General features: G+C 62.7%; 16 protein-coding genes. 8 read left to right on the top strand and 8 right to left on the bottom strand.

Annotated features, from left to right (window positions below):
* The first annotated feature begins 201 nt into the window (after positions 1 to 201).
* The 6 genes from rbfA (at position 202) to AC4PTT_RS00055 (ending at position 7,382) form a co-directional block, all read left to right on the top strand.
* A complete protein-coding gene (rbfA, locus tag AC4PTT_RS00080) occupies positions 202 to 606 on the top strand; it encodes a 30S ribosome-binding factor RbfA (protein ID WP_113153824.1) in 405 nt (134 codons plus the stop codon).
* On the top strand, positions 606 to 1,541 hold the full coding sequence (truB, locus tag AC4PTT_RS00075) for a tRNA pseudouridine(55) synthase TruB (protein WP_113153825.1): 936 nt from the start codon (positions 606 to 608) through the stop codon (positions 1,539 to 1,541). The genes rbfA and truB overlap by 1 nt, the downstream gene beginning before the upstream one ends.
* 124 nt (positions 1,542 to 1,665) lie before the next feature.
* Positions 1,666 to 3,387: a sensor histidine kinase gene (locus AC4PTT_RS00070; RefSeq protein WP_113153826.1), complete on the top strand. Its 1,722-nt coding sequence runs from the start codon at positions 1,666 to 1,668 to the stop codon at positions 3,385 to 3,387.
* Positions 3,388 to 3,558: 171 nt separating this feature from the next.
* On the top strand, positions 3,559 to 3,828 hold the full coding sequence (rpsO, locus tag AC4PTT_RS00065) for a 30S ribosomal protein S15 (RefSeq protein WP_113153827.1): 270 nt from the start codon (positions 3,559 to 3,561) through the stop codon (positions 3,826 to 3,828).
* 310 nt (positions 3,829 to 4,138) lie between these two features.
* The gene (gene pnp / locus AC4PTT_RS00060; protein ID WP_113153828.1) at positions 4,139 to 6,289 is read left to right on the top strand and encodes a polyribonucleotide nucleotidyltransferase; all 2,151 of its coding nucleotides are present in this window, start codon (positions 4,139 to 4,141) and stop codon (positions 6,287 to 6,289) included.
* Between the two features lie 76 nt (positions 6,290 to 6,365).
* Positions 6,366 to 7,382 carry a class I SAM-dependent methyltransferase gene (locus AC4PTT_RS00055; protein WP_492161888.1) on the top strand — a complete coding sequence of 339 codons (1,017 nt, stop codon included), beginning with the start codon at positions 6,366 to 6,368 and terminating at the stop codon, positions 7,380 to 7,382.
* Positions 7,383 to 7,401: 19 nt separating this feature from the next.
* Here AC4PTT_RS00055 and fabI read toward each other — a convergent pair whose 3' ends face one another.
* The 3 genes from fabI to fabA are packed head-to-tail and all read right to left on the bottom strand — an operon-like array spanning position 7,402 to position 10,011.
* Complete coding sequence (gene fabI / locus AC4PTT_RS00050; protein ID WP_113153830.1) at positions 7,402 to 8,220, bottom strand: enoyl-ACP reductase FabI; 819 nt, start codon at positions 8,218 to 8,220, stop codon at positions 7,402 to 7,404.
* A gap of 10 nt (positions 8,221 to 8,230) precedes the next feature.
* Positions 8,231 to 9,451, bottom strand: a complete 1,221-nt coding sequence (fabB, locus tag AC4PTT_RS00045) for a beta-ketoacyl-ACP synthase I (RefSeq protein ID WP_113153831.1) — start codon at positions 9,449 to 9,451, stop codon at positions 8,231 to 8,233.
* A gap of 47 nt (positions 9,452 to 9,498) precedes the next feature.
* Positions 9,499 to 10,011 (bottom strand): 3-hydroxyacyl-[acyl-carrier-protein] dehydratase FabA, encoded by a 513-nt coding sequence (gene fabA, locus AC4PTT_RS00040; RefSeq protein ID WP_113153832.1) that lies wholly within the window; start codon positions 10,009 to 10,011, stop codon positions 9,499 to 9,501.
* Between the two features lie 253 nt (positions 10,012 to 10,264).
* Here fabA and irrA point away from each other — a divergent pair, with 253 nt between their 5' ends.
* A complete protein-coding gene (irrA, locus tag AC4PTT_RS00035; protein ID WP_236042250.1) occupies positions 10,265 to 10,693 on the top strand; it encodes an iron response transcriptional regulator IrrA in 429 nt (142 codons plus the stop codon).
* A gap of 202 nt (positions 10,694 to 10,895) precedes the next feature.
* Here irrA and AC4PTT_RS00030 read toward each other — a convergent pair whose 3' ends face one another.
* Positions 10,896 to 11,450, bottom strand: a complete 555-nt coding sequence (locus AC4PTT_RS00030; RefSeq protein ID WP_113153833.1) for an SH3 domain-containing protein — start codon at positions 11,448 to 11,450, stop codon at positions 10,896 to 10,898.
* A gap of 163 nt (positions 11,451 to 11,613) precedes the next feature.
* Between AC4PTT_RS00030 and AC4PTT_RS00025 the strand changes: the two genes are divergently transcribed.
* Positions 11,614 to 12,615: a 2-hydroxyacid dehydrogenase gene (locus AC4PTT_RS00025; protein ID WP_475085081.1), complete on the top strand. Its 1,002-nt coding sequence runs from the start codon at positions 11,614 to 11,616 to the stop codon at positions 12,613 to 12,615.
* Positions 12,616 to 12,874: 259 nt separating this feature from the next.
* Here the strand turns inward: AC4PTT_RS00025 and AC4PTT_RS00020 are convergent, their stop codons facing one another.
* From AC4PTT_RS00020 to dnaA, 4 genes are all read right to left on the bottom strand, one after another.
* Positions 12,875 to 13,651 carry a molybdopterin-synthase adenylyltransferase MoeB gene (locus AC4PTT_RS00020; protein ID WP_492161887.1) on the bottom strand — a complete coding sequence of 259 codons (777 nt, stop codon included), beginning with the start codon at positions 13,649 to 13,651 and terminating at the stop codon, positions 12,875 to 12,877.
* Between the two features lie 31 nt (positions 13,652 to 13,682).
* Positions 13,683 to 14,849, bottom strand: a complete 1,167-nt coding sequence (gene recF, locus AC4PTT_RS00015) for a DNA replication/repair protein RecF (RefSeq protein ID WP_206553418.1) — start codon at positions 14,847 to 14,849, stop codon at positions 13,683 to 13,685.
* Between the two features lie 17 nt (positions 14,850 to 14,866).
* On the bottom strand, positions 14,867 to 15,985 hold the full coding sequence (dnaN, locus tag AC4PTT_RS00010; protein ID WP_492161886.1) for a DNA polymerase III subunit beta: 1,119 nt from the start codon (positions 15,983 to 15,985) through the stop codon (positions 14,867 to 14,869).
* 302 nt (positions 15,986 to 16,287) lie between these two features.
* Positions 16,288 to 17,793 (bottom strand): chromosomal replication initiator protein DnaA, encoded by a 1,506-nt coding sequence (gene dnaA, locus AC4PTT_RS00005; protein ID WP_222474204.1) that lies wholly within the window; start codon positions 17,791 to 17,793, stop codon positions 16,288 to 16,290.
* Between the last annotated feature and the right edge of the window lie 54 nt (positions 17,794 to 17,847).

Below are 17,847 nucleotides of genomic sequence, written 5' to 3'. Positions count from 1 at the left end.
GGATTGTTGATGGAGCATCGGAACTGCCGAAAACCGGTTTTCACTTTTCGGTCCGATGCTCTGGTGCGCGTACGTTTGGAACGTGGAAGATGGGGCACTTGATGCCCCATCTCTCATTCCGGCGTCTGACGTTCCGCTTTCATAATTTGCCGATATCCGCGATGCGGATACAATAGGGCTTTCCCCGCAAGAAGGTGCTCCATGCCGTCTTCCGCTCCCTCACAACGCCAGCTCCGCGTCGGCGAGCAGGTCCGTCATGCAATCTCGCAGGCGCTGCAACGCGGCGATGTCAGCGACGATGCGCTCGCCAATACGGTGATTTCGGTTTCCGAGGTGCGCATGTCGCCGGACCTCAAGATCGCCACGGCCTATGTTTCGCCGCTGGGCGCTGCCGACAAGGATGTGGTCGTCGCGGCGCTCAACCGCCATGCGCGCTACATTCGCGGCCGTATCACCCCGGCCCTGCGGCAGATGAAATACATGCCGGAGCTGCGGTTCCGGGTGGATGACAGTTTCGAGAATTTCAACAAGATCGATCGCCTTCTGAAGTCGCCGGAAGTGGCCCGCGACCTGGGGGACGACGACGGCAATGAGGATGATCTTTGATGGCGCGACGCGGTAAGCGAAAGGGACGTCGTATCAATGGCTGGCTGATCCTGGACAAGACAGCCAATATGGGGTCCACCAACGCCGTTTCGAAGATCAAGTGGTTGTTCAATGCGGAGAAAGCGGGCCATGCAGGCACGCTCGATCCGCTGGCTTCCGGCATGCTGCCCATCGCGCTTGGCGATGCGACCAAGACCGTTCCCTTCGTCATGGACGGCGCGAAGGTCTATCGCTTCAAGGTTGCCTGGGGCGAGGAGCGCTCCACCGACGATCTTGAGGGTCCGGTCACCCAGACATCCGACGAGCGCCCGACCGAAGAGGCCGTGCGCGCGCTTCTGCCGAACTACACCGGCATCATCATGCAGACGCCGCCTCAATATTCCGCAGTGAAGATCGGCGGCGAGCGTGCTTACGATCTTGCCCGCGAAGGCGAGACGGTGGAAATCGCCGCGCGCGAAATCGAGATCGGCCGGCTGGACCTGGTTTCGTTCACGCCGGATGAGGCGGTTTTCGAGGTCGAATGCGGCAAGGGCACCTATGTGCGCAGCCTCGCACGCGACATGGGGCGCGATCTGGGTTGCTACGGCCACATCGCCGAACTGCGCCGTACCGAGGTCTATCCGTTCGTGGACGAACAGCTCGTCACGCTGGAAGCTCTTGAGGAAGCGCTGGAAGACTGCGACCGCGAGGCTGGCGACTTTGCAGCGCTCGACGCCTATCTTCTCGACATTGCAACGGCGCTCGAAGGGCTGCCGGAAGTTGCCGTCACGGATGACGCCGCAGCGCGTCTCAGGCTCGGCAATCCGGTGATCGTGCGCGGACGCGATGCGCCGGTGGAAGCGCCCGAAGCCTGGGCAAGCGCCCGCGGACGCCTTGTGGCGCTTGGCGCCGTCGAGGCCGGCATGTTCAAGCCGAAGCGCGTTTTCGCCGCCTGAAGCTGTCGGGGCCCGACCACGCCGATCTCAATCCGGCAACAGAACGATTTCTGCAATTCGCCGCGCAACCCTTGGCCGTTTCGTGCATTGTGTACACAAACAAGGCTAGGGTCGGGCGAATTGCATGCAGTCAACGGATAGCGCGTCTCGGGGAACACTGTCTGAGCGCATAGGGGCGTTTGTCTCAGGTCCCAAACCAATCAGCTTCTTTCTGTTCCTCCTGATCGCGGTCACCATCATCCCCGCGATCGGGGTTTCGGTCGTTCTGCTTCAACGCAACAATGAAGCACAGCGCGAAGTGGTGACGACACTGGCCGAAGCCATGGCCGGTTCCATCGCCGAGGCGGTGGACCGCGAATTGAGCGGTATGAACACCACGCTGCGCGTCCTCTCCACCACGCCGTCGCTGACCGAGGGCGACATGGAGGACTTTTACTACCGCGCCAAGCTTGCCCTGGCGGGCAGTGGCTCCAACCTGCGCGTGCTGGACGAAAACTTCAAACCACTCCTCAACACGAATGTGCCGTTTGGCGAGGCTTTGCAGCCCTTTGATGATCCTCTGGTCGCCGAGGCGGCATTGAAGGGCAAGGCCACGGTCACCTCGGGCGTTCTGTTCGGCAAGCTCGCCGGCAAGTGGAGCTTCAAGGTGGTCAAGCCGTTCTTTCCCGATTCCGGACCACCGCGCACGCTCGTCATGACGCGCTATGCGGATACGCTGACGGACGTGCTGTCCCAGCAGATGCTGCGTGGCGGCTGGAACGCCTCGGTGGTGGACAAGAACAACACCGTGGTCGCTTCGTCCTTCATGTCTTCGGAGGTCGGGAAGCCGTTCTTCCTGGATCTGGAGGGCGATGGCATCTACCGCGAGGCGGAGCCAGCAGAGGGCCGGGAGGGCGGCACCTATATCACGATCATCGATGAATCGGGCTTCAGCGGCTGGAAATCCGTGGTCTGGGCCTCCACCACGACGATCGAGGAGCCCATGCGCTATTCGCTGCGCATGCTTCTGGCTGGCGGTCTTCTGGTCATCGCCATCGGCGCATTCGCGGCATGGCTTCTCGGTCGGCAGATCGCCGGGCCGGTGCGCCGGCTTGCGCGTGATGCGCGACGGCTGGGGGCGGGCGAACCGGTCCACGCCATCGAATATCCGATTGCCGAGGTCGCAACCGTGTCCTCCGCACTTGCCGAAGCCGCGCTTGACCGAGAGCAGGCGGAAAACGAGATCCGTCTTCTCATGCGCGAGGTGGCGCATCGCTCGAAGAACCAGCTCACCGTGGTTTCGTCCATGGCCAAGCAGACGGCGCGCAGTTCGCGCACCTTCGCCGGTTTCCAGGATGCGTTCCAGAAGCGCCTGTACGGTCTGGCGCGCTCCACCGATCTGCTCATCGCCGGCGGTGCGGCCGGCGTGGAACTCCATGAACTTCTGTCGGTGCAGGTCGATCCGTTCCGCCCCGACAGCCCTGATCGCCTGACGATGAACGGTCCGAAATTCCGTCTCGCAAACCAGCCGGCCCAGACTATTGGTCTTGCCGTGCACGAACTGGCGACCAACGCCGCCAAGTATGGTGCGTTTTCGAACAATGACGGGCGTCTCGACATCACCTGGAAAATCAGGGACGACATGCTGGTCATCAACTGGCGTGAACATGTGGCGCGGGCGCGCCGGCGCACAAACCGTCGCGGTTTCGGCACGGAGATCATCGATCGCATGGTGGGCGGTACGCTGGACGCGGAGATTTCACGTGTCTTCCACCGTGACGGGCTGGAATGCGTGTTCAAGATTCCGGTCGACAGGCTCGAGCCGGATCTCACCAAAGCGGCGCGCGGCGAGGAGCCCCAGGGCTGAGCGGCGGGCTGAGCGGCGGCGCAACGGACAATGTTTGGGCTGGTAATCGCATGCGATTTCGCCTATATGCCAGCCATCATTGCGCCTTGAGTGCGCATTGTTGAATGGCCCCGGCTGGACGACATCCCGGCTGAGGGCGACCCTTTTCCCTAAATTCCAGAAAGGAAGCCGATGTCGATTACTGCAGAGCGCAAACAGGATTTGCTGAAAGAATTTGCCACCGTTCAGGGCGACACGGGTTCTCCGGAAGTCCAGGTCGCTATTCTGACCGAGCGGATCAAGAACCTCACCGAGCACTTCAAGGACCACAAGAAGGACAACCACTCCCGTCGTGGCCTCCTGAAGCTCGTCTCCCAGCGTCGCCGTCTTCTGGACTATCTGAAGAAGAAGGACGAAGGCCGCTACAAGACGCTGATCGAGAAGCTCGGACTGCGGCGCTAAGCTGATTTGGCCGGCGGATACCAAGGGGTGTCCGCCGGTCTCATTTGGGCATGCGAAAGATTTGCATGTCTCACGGCTCCGGCCAGGCATGATTGCGACGGCGGCTTTGCCGCCATCTCATGCCTGCAAGACCGGATAGCCGAGGCCCTAATGGACAGGTCATGGGGCAGGATTGCAGGATGCTTGCGGCACAGAGCCGGCCAAACCCAAGCCTCCCGTTGTCTTGCCCGTGGCTCGTCCGACAACGAAGCAGAGCCGGAGAGACGCGCAGCCAGGCGTTGGCGCACCCTTCGGCGCAAAAGGACAAGATATGTTCAAGCACCACAAAGTTGAGATCGAATGGGGCGGTCGTCCGCTCATTCTTGAGACCGGCCAGATTGCCCGTCAGGCAGACGGCGCAGTGCTCGCCACCTATGGCGAGACCGTTGTTCTCGCAACCGTCGTTTCCGCGAAAGAGCCGAAGCCGGGCTTCGACTTCTTCCCGCTGACCGTCAACTATCAGGAAAAGACCTTTGCCGCCGGCAAGATCCCGGGTGGCTACTTCAAGCGCGAAGGCCGTCCGAGCGAGAAGGAGACGCTGGTCTCCCGTCTGATCGACCGCCCGATCCGCCCGCTCTTCGTCGATGGCTACAAGAACGACACGCAGGTCATCGCCACCGTGCTGCAGCACGATCTGGAGAATGATCCGGACATCGTCGCCATGGTTGCCGTTTCCGCAGCGCTCACGCTCTCCGGCGTTCCCTTCATGGGCCCGATCGGCGCAGCGCGCGTTGGCTACATCGGTGGTGAGTACGTCCTCAACCCGCATGTCGACGAGATGGAAGAGACCAAGCTCGACCTCGTCGTCGCCGGTACGGGCGATGCCGTTCTGATGGTGGAATCGGAAGCTCAGCAGCTCCCCGAGGACGTCATGCTCGGCGCCGTCATGTTCGGCCACAAGAACTTCCAGCCGGTCATCGACGCGGTCATCAAGCTCGCCGAAGTTGCAGCCAAGGAACCCCGCGACTTCACGCCGCCGGATCTCTCCGAGCTCGAAGGCGAGATGCTCAAGATCGTCGAAAGCGATCTGCGCGAAGCCTACAAGATCACCGACAAGCAGAAGCGCTACGACGCCGTTGACGCCGCCAAGGCGAAGGTGAAAGAGACGCTCCTGCCGGAAGGCGAGGAAGAGACCAAGTGGTCGGCCGAGCAGGTCAACACGGTCTTCAAGAGCCTGCAGGGCAAGATCGTTCGCTGGAACATCCTCGACACCGGCGGCCGCATCGACGGACGCGACCTGAAGACGGTTCGCCCGATCGCAGCCCAGGCAGGTCTTCTGCCGCGCACGCACGGTTCCGCGCTCTTCACCCGTGGTGAGACGCAGGCCCTCGTGGTTGCAACGCTGGGCACCGGCGAAGACGAGCAGTTCATCGACTCGCTCACCGGCACCTACAAGGAGGCTTTCCTCCTGCACTACAACTTCCCGCCCTACTCCGTGGGTGAGACGGGCCGCATGGGTTCGCCCGGCCGTCGTGAGATCGGTCATGGCAAGCTCGCATGGCGCGCCATCCACCCGATGCTGCCGGAAGCGGACCAGTTCCCCTACACGCTGCGCGTCGTTTCCGAGGTCACCGAGTCCAACGGTTCGTCCTCCATGGCAACCGTCTGCGGCACCTCGCTGGCCCTCATGGACGCCGGCGTGCCGCTGGCAAAGCCGGTTGCCGGCATCGCCATGGGCCTGATCAAGGAAGACGAGCGCTTCGCCGTTCTCTCCGACATCCTGGGTGACGAAGATCACCTCGGCGACATGGACTTCAAGGTCGCCGGCACGGATGAGGGCATCACCTCGCTCCAGATGGACATCAAGATCGATGGCATCACCGAGGAGATCATGCAGATCGCCCTCGACCAGGCCAAGGACGGCCGTCTGCACATTCTCGGCGAGATGGCCAAGGCCCTTTCCGAGAGCCGTGGTGAGCTGGGTGAATTCGCGCCGCGCATCGAGGTCATGCAGATCCCGACCGACAAGATCCGCGACGTGATCGGTTCCGGCGGCAAGGTGATCCGCGAGATCGTCGAGAAGACCGGCGCCAAGATCAACATCGAGGACGACGGCACCGTGAAGATCGCTTCTTCCAACGCCAAGGAAATCGAAGCAGCGAAGAAGTGGATCCACTCCATCACGGCAGAGCCGGAAGTGGGCGAGATCTACGAAGGCACGGTCGTCAAGACCGCCGACTTCGGCGCATTCGTGAACTTCTTCGGTCCGCGCGACGGTCTGGTGCACATCTCGCAGCTCGCGCAGGAGCGCGTTGGCAAGACCACCGATGTCGTCAAGGAAGGCGACAAGGTGTTCGTGAAGCTGATGGGCTTCGATGAGCGCGGCAAGGTTCGCCTCTCCATGAAGGTCGTCGACCAGGAGACGGGCAAGGAAATCGTCCGCGAGAAGAAGAAGGAAGAGGCCGAGGACGCCGAGGGCTGATCCCGCTTCCCTTCTGAACCAACATGCGGGCGCGGCCATTGAGGTCGCGCCCGTTTTCATATCCGGAACCGCATCCATGACCGACACACCGCTTGCCACCCTTCTGTTTCCATTCGAGCGCGGGCTGATCGATCCGCCGGGCGAGGGGGAGCGTGTGCTTTTTCTGGGCGCACCGGGCGGCCTGTTGCTGCCATCCGACTTCTCGGGAAGTCTCACGGCCATTCAGGGCTATCGGCCCGACTATCTGGCGCTCAGCCAGGCTGGTGTGACCGTGGAGCCGGAGCCGGTGGGCGAGGGCTATGACATGGCGCTTGTCCTGCTTGGCAGGCACCGGCGTGAGAACGAACAGCGCCTTGCCGAGGCTTTGAACCGGACGCGCGCCGGCGCGCTCATCATTGCGGCCTGCGCCAAGAAAGACGGGGGCGGCAGCGTGCGCAAGCGCATGGCGTCGCTGGTGGAGCTTGAGGATCATGCCTCCAAGCATCATGGTGTCGTGTTCTGGTTGCGCCGGCCTGAGCGGCTGGAGCCTGCGCTGATGGCCGAGCTGAGCGCCGGCGACAGCGAGGCGGACGGTTTCGCCACCGCAGCCGGCGGCTTTTCCGATGACGGCATTGATCCGGGCTCGGCGCTTCTCGTTGAATGCCTGCCGGACAATCTGTCAGGCGCGATAGCTGATTTCGCGGCCGGCTGGGGCTATCTTTCCGTTGCCGCGGCCGAGCGCGCACCGGAGGTGAAGAGTATCGATCTCTATGAGGCGCATCACGCGTCTCTGGAGGCGGCCCGCCGCAACATGGCCGCAAGGGCGCCGCAGATGCCGGCGCGCTTCTTCTGGCAGGACCTTCTGGGAGAGCCGGTGAACGAGCGCTATGACGTGATCCTGATGAACCCGCCTTTCCATCGCAGCCGGGCTGCGGAGCCCGATATGGGCCATGCGATGATCGCGGCGGCGGCAAAGGCGCTCAAGCCGCGCGGGCGGCTGTTCCTCGTCGCCAACAGGCAGCTCCCCTATGAAGAGAGCCTCCAAAAGCATTTCGCGGCACAGGGTGAGCTGCGCCGCGATACGGTGTTCAAGGTTTTGTGGGCCCGCAAGTAGCGGGCCGGTCTGATCCGGTTCAGTCGTCGCCGGTGGCGGCGCTGATCCGCTTCAGCTCTTCCATGGTGGGCATGGAAACGGTGTTGTAGCCGGAATCCACATAGTGGATTTCGCCGGTCACGCCGGACGACAGGTCGGACAGGAGGTAAAGCGCCGATCCGCCGATCTCGTCGATCACCACAGTGCGCCGCAGCGGCGCATTGCGCTGCTGGTAGGAGAACATGTAGCGGGCGTCGGAGATGCCGGCACCGGCCAGGGTGCGCACCGGGCCTGCCGAGATCGCGTTGACGCGGATGTTGCGCGGGCCGTAGTCGCTCGCCAGATACCGCACGCTTGCCTCAAGACCGGCCTTGGCCACGCCCATCACGTTGTAATTGGGCATGACGCGGGTGGAACCCGCATAGGTCAGCGTCAGCATCTGCCCGCCATTGTCCATCATTTCAGCCGCCTTGCGGGCAACTTCCGTGAAGGAATAGCAGGAGATCACCATGGTGCGCACGAAGTTCTCGCGCGTGGTGTTGGCGTAGAGGCCCTTCAGCTCGTTGCGGTCGGAGAAACCGATCGCGTGAACGATGAAGTCGAGAGAACCCCACTCTTCCTTCAGACCGTCGAAGACGGAATTGATGGAAGCGCTGTCTTCCACGTCGCACGGGAAGAGCAGCTTGGAGTTCACTTTCTCGGCCAGCGGCTTCACACGGCGGCCAAAAGCATCGCCCTGATAGGTGAAGGCAAGCTCCGCGCCCTGTTCGGCAAGCTTCTTGGCAATGCCCCAGGCAATCGAATGGTCGTTGGCGACCCCCATAATGAGGCCGCGCTTACCCTTCATCAAACCGTCCATGGACCTTATCTCAACCTGCGTAGCGCTGGAAAACCAGCGTGGCGTTGGTGCCGCCAAAGCCGAAGGAGTTGGAAAGCACAGTGTCGATCTTGGCGTTGTCGATGCGCTTGCGCACGATCGGCGCACCCTCGAACTCGGGGTCGAGCTCGGTGATGTGCGCGCTCTCGCCGATGAAGCCTGCCTGCATCATCAGGATGGAATAGATCGATTCCTGTGCGCCTGCGCCGCCGAGCGAGTGACCGGTCAGCGACTTGGTCGATGCGATGTGCGGGATCTTGTCGCCGAACACCTGGCGGATCGCTTCGATCTCGCGGGAATCGCCCACCGGCGTCGCCGTGCCATGCGTGTTGATGTAATCGACATCGCCGGTCACCGTGGAGAGCGCCTGCTTCATGCAGCGCACCGCGCCTTCACCCGAAGGAGCAACCATGTCGAAACCGTCGGAGGTCGCGCCATAGCCGGTCAGCTCGGCATAGATCTTCGCACCGCGCGCCTTGGCGTGCTCGAGCTCTTCCAGAACCAGAACGCCCGCGCCGCCAGCGATGACGAAGCCGTCACGCGTCGCGTCATAGGCACGCGAGGCCGTGGCCGGCGTGTCGTTGTGCTTGGAGGACATGGCGCCCATGGCGTCGAAGAGGTTCGACATGGTCCAGTCGAGATCTTCGTGGCCGCCGGCGAACATGATGTCCTGCTTGCCCCACTGGATCAATTCCGCCGCATTGCCGATGCAGTGTGCGGAGGTCGAGCAGGCCGACGAGATCGAGTAGTTCACGCCGTGGATCTTGAACCAGGTGGCGAGCGTCGCCGACGCCGTGGAAGACATGGCCTTCGGCACGGCGAACGGCCCGATGCGCTTGGGCGAGCCCTTTTCGATGGTCGTCTGCGCGGCTTCAAAGATGGTGCGGGTGGACGGACCGCCCGAACCCATGATGATGCCGGTGCGCTCGTTGGTGATGTCGCCTTCCTCGAGGCCGGAGTCGGCAATCGCCTGCTCCATGGCCACGTGGTTCCATGCGCCGCCCTTCGAGAGGAAGCGCATGGCGCGGCGGTCGACGACCTCAGCCGGATCGAGCGTCGGTGCGCCCCATACCTGGCAACGGAAGCCGTGTTCGGCGAAATCTTCCGAGAACGAAATGCCCGATTTCGCATCGCGCAGCGAGGCGGTTACCTCGTCTGCGTCGTTGCCAATCGAGGATACGATTCCGAGACCGGTGACGACGACACGTCTCATGATGCTCTCCTTGGGCCGAACGTCGGCCGCCAGTCAGTGATTGAAAATCAGGCTTCCTGCTTGGCCAGGCCGACGCGCAGGTCGGTTGCCTTGTAGATCTGTTCGCCATCGGCCTTGAGCCAGCCATCAGCGATGCCGAGCACGAGGCGGCCCTTCATCACCCGCTTGAAGTCGATGCCGTATTCGACCTTCTTCACGTCAGGCGTGACCATGCCCTTGAACTTCACTTCACCGGTGGAGAGCGCCATGCCCTTGCCGGGTAAGCCAAGCCAGCCGAGGTAGAAGCCGGTCAGCTGCCACATGGCGTCGAGGCCAAGGCAGCCAGGCATCACCGGGTTGCCGATGAAGTGGCAGGGGAAGAACCAGAGGTCCGGCTTGATGTCGAACTCGGCGCGGGCATAGCCCTTTCCGAACTCACCGCCCTCTTCCTGAATGTCGGTGATGCGGTCGAACATCAACATGGGCGGAGCAGGCAACTGGGCGTTGCCGGGTCCAAAAAGTTCACCCCGGCCGCAGGCCAGGAGATCTTCGTAGTCGTAGCTGTTCTTCGTTTGCGCCATCAAAAGCCATCCCGTCCATGGTCCGGTCGTGCCGAAACCTTTCTTGTCATTGTGCGCTCTCCCTATCACAGCTTGTTTCTTGCTGGAAACAGCCGTTGTGGGAATTTGCAAAACCGGCCATGACTGCCCCCGAAAAACTGCCGCTATTGATCGCTTTGAATGGAGCGAATATATGTCGGATGAAGAAAATGCTGCAGCCAGAGCCGGGAAATACAATCCGGGGCTCATGCAACAGGAAAGACGGACGGTTTCATTGTCTATCTCGAACGAAGGACAGAACGTCACGCTGGAAGAGCGTTTGAGGAATGCGGGCCTGCGCCCGACACGCCAGCGCATCGCGCTTGCCGATCTCCTCTTCGCCTCCGGTGACCGCCATGTCTCGGCCGAGGCGCTGCATGAGGAAGCCCAGCATGCCGGCTTCTCCGTTTCGCTTGCCACCGTCTACAACACGCTGCACCAGTTCACCGAGGCGGGCATGCTGCGCATCGTTCAGGTGGAAGGCGCACGCACCTATTTCGACACCAATGTGTCCGATCACCATCACTTCTTCTTCGAGGAAGACGAGACGGTGTTCGACATTCCCTCGCGTGGCGTCGAGGTCCGCAACCTTCCCGAACCGCCGGAAGGTATGGAAATCGCGAATGTCGATATCGTTGTGAGACTGCGCCGCAAGCGCCACTAGAGCAATTCCAGGAAAAGTGGGAACCGGTTTTCCGTCCGGAATTGCGCAAAAACAAAACACTCGAGCGTTTTTGCAATTTCAGGAAGAGCGGGAACGCTCTGGATCGCCGTGCATCCAGCCGGATGCACGAAGGACGCGCCAGCCCCCCCTGCGTTTACTTTTCAGTCCGATATTCTGAGGCTGCGGCTTTCGCCGCCCGCGATCAATCCTTGATCGTTTCGCCGGGATAGGCGCCCCAGATCTGCGACTGGTTCACCCAGCCCGAATAACCGGCGAATTCCATTTCGCACCAGTCTCCGTTGCAGAGCTTGATGGAGCCGATCGCGCCGGGCTCGATATGGGCCACGAGGCGCGCGTCTTCCTGCGGGTCGGCGCGCAGTTCGATATCGGCTTCCTTGCCCTTGAACCACGGGGCCGCGATGGCCGTGCGGCGGCCTGAAAGCAGCGCCTGGTTGATCCAGCCTTCCGCGCCATCGGCGTCGCGCACGCGCCGCCAGTTGTCGTATTCCTGGATGATCTCCATCGGCAGACCGGACTTCATGTACATCCAGTTCACCGCGTAGCTCAGCCCGGGGCCGACGCGCATGTTCACGCGGCTCGATTTCAGGCTGACGAAACGGGGCAGGGGCAGCCCGCTCGGGCCGACCTTCTCATTCGGTTCAGTGTTTGCCTGTGCATGTGTCGTCATTGGCGTCGCAACCAGCATGGCGACGGCAAGGGCTGCAAACAGTGAACGGAATGGCGCGTTGGCCGGCATTGCGGAACTCCCGGTAACCTTGTTCTGGCGGAACGAGCGCTTCCACCCTTTTTCTTTGTCTTGGCCGCCACCGCTTGATAGAGAGAAGGCAGCCCGGCTCGGCATTGCAGTGTCGCGTATCTTGGTTAAAGAGGTATCAACAGGGCGTTATTTTGGAGACCATATGACCGTCAGGAAGAAGCCTCTCGTCGTCATCACCCGCAAGCTGCCGGATCAGGTCGAAACGCGCATGCGCGAACTGTTCGACGCGCGCCTCAATCTCGACGACAGGCGGATGACGCAGCCCGAACTGGTGGCTGCGGTCAAGGAAGCCGACGTTCTTGTTCCCACGATCACGGACCGGATCGACGCCGCCCTCATCGCGCAGGCCGGCGACCAGCTCAAGCTGATCGCCAATTTCGGCAATGGCGTCGACAATGTCGATGTGGTGGCCGCCGCCAGGAAGGGCATCACCGTCACCAACACGCCCAATGTTCTCAACGAAGACACGGCCGACATGACCATGGCGCTCATGCTCGCCGTGCCGCGCCGCCTGACCGAGGGCGCAGAGGTTCTGCGCAGCGGCGGCAAGTGGGATGGCTGGTCGCCCACATGGATGCTGGGGCACCGCATCTGGGGCAAGCGTCTCGGCATTGTCGGCATGGGTCGCGTCGGCACCGCCGTGGCGCGGCGCGCAAAGGCGTTCGGTCTGTCGATCCATTATCACAACCGTCAGCGGGTTTCCCCGGCCATCGAAGACGAACTGGAGGCAACCTATTGGGACAGCCTCGACCAGATGCTGGCCCGCATGGACATCATCTCCGTCAACTGCCCTTCAACGCCTGCAACCTTCCATCTCCTGTCGGCGCGCCGGCTGGAGCTGATGCAGCCGCGCGCCTATCTGGTGAACACGGCCCGCGGCGATGTGGTGGATGAGGATGCGCTGATCCGCCTGGTCGAAGAGGGCAAGCTGGCAGGCGCAGGGCTCGACGTCTTCGAGCATGAGCCGTCGGTCAATCCCAAGCTTCTCAAGCTCGCGAAGAAGAACAAGATCGTGATTCTGCCGCATATGGGCTCGGCGACCATCGAGGGTCGCATCGACATGGGCGAGAAGGTCATCATCAACATCCGCACCTTCTTCGATGGTCACCGCCCGCCGGACCGGGTTCTGCCGAAAAACGTCTGAGCAGACGACTCATTGCCTTGTGGGCTTGATCACTGCGTGGTGCTCGCCGCGCAGCGATTTCGTTTGCCCAAGGTTTCCTGACCGTCGCGTGGTGCGTGGTTCGACAAGCTCACCATGAGGGACGGGTGTGCCTTGCAGGAAACCTGGTTCGGAGGCTCGGGGAACTCTACCGCCCCTCTATACAGCCCCCGTCCCTCATGGTGAGCTTGTCGAACCACGCAGGGCATCAATGCAGCATTGCAACGGGTAAGCGGTAATCTCAGCCCGCACGCCGCCGGTATTTTACGGTTTCAAAACGGGCTGCCAGCGCATCGTAAAGCAGCAGGCGGCCGATCAGCGGTTCACCCGCTCCGGTGATCAGCTTGATCACCTCCATCGCCTCCAGCGTTCCCATCACGCCGGTCAGCGCGCCGACAATGCCGGCTTCCGCGCAGCCTGGCACCAGTCCCGCCGGCGGCGGTTCGGGAAAGAGGTCGCGATAGCCCGGCAGCGGGTTGCCGTCGCCGTCCCGCTCGAAGGGCTTGAGCACGGTCAGCGACCCGTCGAAGCGGCCCACCGCCGCCGTCACGAGCGGGCGTTCCACCGCCGCGCATGTGTCGGCCAGAAGGTAGCGCGTGGCGAAATTGTCCGAGCCGTCCACCACGATGTCATAGGCGGCGATGATGCCGGCGGCATTCTCCGCATCAAGCCGCTTCACATGCGTTTCGACCGTCACATGCGGGTTGATGCGAAGAATGCTTGCCCGGGCGCTCTCCACCTTCTCCATGCCGACACTGCCCGTGTCGTGGATCACCTGACGCTGCAGGTTGGAGAGCGACACTGTGTCGTCGTCGATCACCCCCAGCGTGCCGATGCCGGCAGCCGCCAGATAGCTCAGAACCGGTGCGCCGAGCCCACCTGCGCCGATCACCAGAACCCGTGCCTTCTTGAGCTTCTGCTGCCCGGCGCCGCCGATCTCCGGCAGAACGATATGGCGGGCATAGCGCTCCAGCTCGGTGTCGGAAAGGGCGGCGGAGGATGTGGTTGTCTCGGTCATGCGGCGATCTTATCCGGCAGGAGAGAGGGTGTCAGCGTGGTTCGTGGATCGCGCCGGCCGATACGGAGAAAAACTGCGCGCGGCCTTCGATGGCCGAGAACAGGCTTGCCTCCGTGCCGGTCATGAAGGCCTGACAGTTCAGCTCTTCCAGAATCGAGAAGAGCGCTGCCCGCCGGTCCGGGTCGAAATGCGCGGAGATCTCGTCCAGCAGAAGGATGGGCGCGCTGCCCGAAAGCTCGCCGGTCAGGCGCGCATGAGCGAGAATCAGCCCCACGAGAAGCGCCTTCTGCTCGCCGGTGGAACAGCGTGCGGCGGGCATGTCCTTGGGGACGTGGCGCACCAGAAGCTCGCTGCGGTGCGGGCCTTCCAGCGTGCGCCCGGCAGCGCGGTCGCGCGGGCGGTGGTCGCGCAGGAGCCGGCGGAACATTTCCTCGACATCCACGGCGGCGTTCCGGCCGATCTCCGCATCAATCGTGCCTTCGAGCGCAATCTCGGCGGTGGGGAAGGGGCCATCGGCGGGCAGGCGCTCATTCATCGCCGCCAGAAGGCGCACCATCTCGGCGCGGGCCGCTGCAATCGCCACGCCGGTTTCGGCCATCTGGGTCTCGATGGCGTCGAACCAGCCGGCATCGCGCGAATCCTCCGACAGAAGGCGATTGCGCGCGCGCATTGCCTTCTCATAGTCGAGCGCGCGACGGCCATGGGCCGGGTCGATGGCCAGAACGAGACGGTCGAGAAAGCGGCGGCGGTCGCCGGCAGGCCCGGTGAACAGCGCATCCATGGCCGGTGTCAGCCACAGAACGCGCACCCATTCGAGCATGGCGTCGGCGGTTCGCGCGGTTTCGCCATTGATGCGCAGGCGGCGGCCGGTTTCAGCGCCCGGCTGCATTCCGGCAGTGCCGGTGCCGATCTCGCATTCGCCGAAAGGCCCTTCAAGCCTTGCATGGATGGCAAAGCCCGTTTCAGCGCCCACGCGCGCAACATCGTCGAACTTGGCGCGGCGCAGGCCACGGCCGGGGGAGAGGAAGGAAACGGCTTCGAGCAGGTTCGTCTTGCCGGCGCCGTTCTCGCCGGTCAAAACCACGGCGCCCGGCGCGAGATCCAGCGCCAGGGCGTGATAATTGCGGAAGTCGGTCAGGCTGAGCCTGGTTACGTGAACCTGGGCTACGGGCTGCCTGCCGGATGTCTGCTCGACCAAGGGAGAGCCATCGACGCCTAGACGCGCATCGGCATCAGAACGTAGAGCGTGCTTTCGTCGCCTTCATCCTGCACGAGGGTCGGCGAACCGGCATCGGCCAGGAGGAAGCGTGCATTGCCACCCGAAAGCTGCGCCGCCACATCCAGAAGATAGCGGGCGTTGAAGCCGATCTCGATGGGGTCGGATTCGTAATCCGCCGCCAGCTCTTCCGTTGCCGAGCCCGAATCCGGGTTGTTGACGGTGAGCGTCACCTGGCCCTCGGCGATGGTCAGCTTCACGGCGCGGCCGCGCTCGGATGAGATGGTCGAAACGCGGTCCACGGCAGAAGCGAAGGTCTGGCGGTCGATCACCAGCTGCTTGTCATTGCCGGTCGGGATCACGCGCTGATAGTCGGGGAAGGTGCCGTCGATCAGCTTCGAAGTCAGGATCACGCTGCCGATTGTGAAGCGGATCTTCGTGTCCGAAAGCTCAACCGTCACGGCCACGTCAGGCGCGTCCACCAGCTTCTGCAGCTCACCCACGGTCTTGCGCGGGATGATGATGCCCGGCATGCCTTCGGAGCCGGCCGGCGCTTCCATCTCGGCGCGTGCAAGGCGGTGTCCGTCGGTTGCCACGGAGCGCAGCTTGAGGCTGCCCTCGGACTCGATCGTGTGCAGGAAGATACCGTTCAGATAATAGCGCGTCTCCTCGGTGGAGATGGCGAACTGCGTCTTCTCGATCAGCGCCTTCAGATCCGCCGAGTCGAGGCGGAAGATGTGCGAGAAATTGCCGGCGGAAAGCTCGGGGAAGTCAGACTGCGGCAGGCACTGGAGGCGGAAGCTGGAACGTCCGGCCATCACCGACATGGCATTGCCGTCTTCGTCCGTCTTCAGCATCACCTCTGCGCCGTCCGGCAGCTTGCGCACGATGTCGTAGAGCAGGTGCGCGGGCACGGTCGTCGCGCCGGCCTGCTCGATTGTCGCGCTCGCAGCCTCGGTCACTTCGAGGTCGAGGTCGGTCGCCTTCAATTGCAGGCTCGCGCCGTCAGCGCTCAGAAGCACGTTGGACAGAATCGGGATGGTGTTGCGGCGCTCCACCACGCGATGAACATGGTTCAGGGACTTCAAAAGGGTGGAGCGTTCCAGAATAACACGCATGACCAATCAATCTCACTTGAATGAAGAATAGCCCGGCAAACATGACGCATGTCCAGGACAGCCGTGAACAGGCTTGATTTGACCCAAAATGACAGGAAATCAACGGGAAACGCAAGCCTGTCATGGGCTTACGCGCTCGTTCGCCGCGCATTCTGGGGAAAAGAAGGCTCCTGGCGGCGTTGCGCCGCGCCGCCCTGGCTGCGATGCGCCCCCTGCCGGGAACAAAAGAGCGCCTTCCCGGCTGGCGGCGGCGCTCCAAAAGGAAAATGCCGGCAGGCTCGAAAACCTGCCGGCCTGTCCGGTTAAGCCTGGTCGCTGATCAGGCGCTTCAGGAGTTCGATCTCCTGTGCAAGCTGCCTGTCGCCATCGGTCAGACCCTCGATCTTGCGCACCGCATGCAGCACCGTCGTGTGGTCACGCCCGCCGAAGCGGCGGCCGATCTCGGGCAGCGAGCGCGGCGTCATGACCTTGGAGAGGTACATGGCCACCTGGCGCGGTTTCACGATGGTCCGCGTGCGGCGGTTGGACAGAAGCTCCGTCTTCGACACGTTGTAGTGCCGTGCGACGATGCGCTGGATGTCCTCGATGCGCACACGCTTGGGCTCGCCTGCACGGCACACATGGCCGAGGATCTCGTCGATCCGGTCAATGGTGATCTGCGGCTCGAAGGAGTGGCGGAACAGAAGCTGGTTGAACGCGCCTTCCAGTTCGCGGCCGCTGCCGGTCACGGAACGTGCGACATGGACCAGTATCTCCTCCGGGATATCCAGCGATGCGTCCTCGGCCTGCGCGCTCTCAAGGCGCTGCTTCAGGATCGAAAGGCGCATGGCGAAATCCGGTGCGCCAATCTCCAGCGAAACGCCGCCATTGAGGCGCGACTTCACGCGCGGCTCAAGCGATTCCAGCTCTGAGGGCGGCCGGTCTGCGGCCACCACCACCTGACGGGCGCTGTCGAGCAGCATGTTCAGGAGATGGCAGAACTCGTTCTGGATCGACTTGCCCTGCAGGAACTGCATGTCATCGATGATGAGAAGATCGATGTCGCGCAGCTGCTCCTTCAGGGTCAGCGCATTGTTGTCGCGGATCGCGGTTGCGAAGCGCCACATGAAGTATTCCGCCGTCAGGTAGACGACACGGGCCTGCGGCTTGCGGCGCAGCGATTCTGCGGCGATTGCCTGCAGCATGTGCGTCTTGCCGAGGCCGACGGATGCGTGGAGAAACAGCGGGTTGAAGCGAACTGCATTGGAATCGGATTCCGCAACAGTGCGCGCCGCCGCGCATGCCACGCGGTTGGATGTGCCCTCGATGAGGGATTCAAACGTGTACCGGCTATCGAGAGGAGACCCCAGAATGTTGGAGCGTCCCTCAAGGTCCGGCATCTGCGCGGGAGCGGACCGTGCGGCCGGGTTCGCCGAAAGCGTTCCCGTGGCCAGTGCGGTCTGCGGCCGGGTCGAAACCTTGCGCGCTGCCGCCGGCTTGCTGTCCTGGGAGGTGCGTACATTGCGCGTTGCCGTGCGTACGACGATCTCCACCTTCAGCGTGTCTGGCGATTCTTTCTTCCAGAGCTCGGTAATGAGGTCCAGATAATGCCCGTTGATCCAAGAGCGCAGGAAGGCGGTCGGCACCGAGATGCGCACGGAGCCCTTGGAGGCTTCCATGAGCTTCATACGACCGAACCAGCTGGAGTAGACCTCACTGCCCAGACGTGCACGGAGCTGCGTTTTAACGCGCTCGAATACTGCGTCGGAAGGTCCTGCCTTGCTGTCGCTGTTGCCTGCTTCTTTGGTCTCAGTGTCCTTCTGAGACATCTGCTCTTGAAAAGAAAATCCCCCCGAAACTTCCCTTTCAGCGCCGCTTTGCAT

Source organism: Nitratireductor sp. WH36-1 (genome assembly GCF_058725515.1).
This window is presented reverse-complemented; position numbering and strand designations above follow the sequence as displayed.

What these genes read in the sequence shown, in the direction of transcription:
- AC4PTT_RS00070 (WP_113153826.1), top strand. Translation starts at nt 1,666, where the DNA reads ATGCAGTCAACGGATAGCGCGTCTCGGGGAACACTGTCTGAGCGCATA.
- AC4PTT_RS00025 (WP_475085081.1), top strand. Translation starts at nt 11,614, where the DNA reads ATGACCGTCAGGAAGAAGCCTCTCGTCGTCATCACCCGCAAGCTGCCG.
- fabI (WP_113153830.1), bottom strand. Translation starts at nt 8,220, where the DNA reads ATGGACGGTTTGATGAAGGGTAAGCGCGGCCTCATTATGGGGGTCGCC.
- fabA (WP_113153832.1), bottom strand. Translation starts at nt 10,011, where the DNA reads ATGGCGCAAACGAAGAACAGCTACGACTACGAAGATCTCCTGGCCTGC.
- rpsO (WP_113153827.1), top strand. Translation starts at nt 3,559, where the DNA reads ATGTCGATTACTGCAGAGCGCAAACAGGATTTGCTGAAAGAATTTGCC.
- pnp (WP_113153828.1), top strand. Translation starts at nt 4,139, where the DNA reads ATGTTCAAGCACCACAAAGTTGAGATCGAATGGGGCGGTCGTCCGCTC.
- fabB (WP_113153831.1), bottom strand. Translation starts at nt 9,451, where the DNA reads ATGAGACGTGTCGTCGTCACCGGTCTCGGAATCGTATCCTCGATTGGC.
- AC4PTT_RS00030 (WP_113153833.1), bottom strand. Translation starts at nt 11,450, where the DNA reads ATGCCGGCCAACGCGCCATTCCGTTCACTGTTTGCAGCCCTTGCCGTC.
- dnaN (WP_492161886.1), bottom strand. Translation starts at nt 15,985, where the DNA reads ATGCGTGTTATTCTGGAACGCTCCACCCTTTTGAAGTCCCTGAACCAT.
- rbfA (WP_113153824.1), top strand. Translation starts at nt 202, where the DNA reads ATGCCGTCTTCCGCTCCCTCACAACGCCAGCTCCGCGTCGGCGAGCAG.
- AC4PTT_RS00055 (WP_492161888.1), top strand. Translation starts at nt 6,366, where the DNA reads ATGACCGACACACCGCTTGCCACCCTTCTGTTTCCATTCGAGCGCGGG.
- AC4PTT_RS00020 (WP_492161887.1), bottom strand. Translation starts at nt 13,651, where the DNA reads ATGACCGAGACAACCACATCCTCCGCCGCCCTTTCCGACACCGAGCTG.
- truB (WP_113153825.1), top strand. Translation starts at nt 606, where the DNA reads ATGGCGCGACGCGGTAAGCGAAAGGGACGTCGTATCAATGGCTGGCTG.
- dnaA (WP_222474204.1), bottom strand. Translation starts at nt 17,793, where the DNA reads ATGTCTCAGAAGGACACTGAGACCAAAGAAGCAGGCAACAGCGACAGC.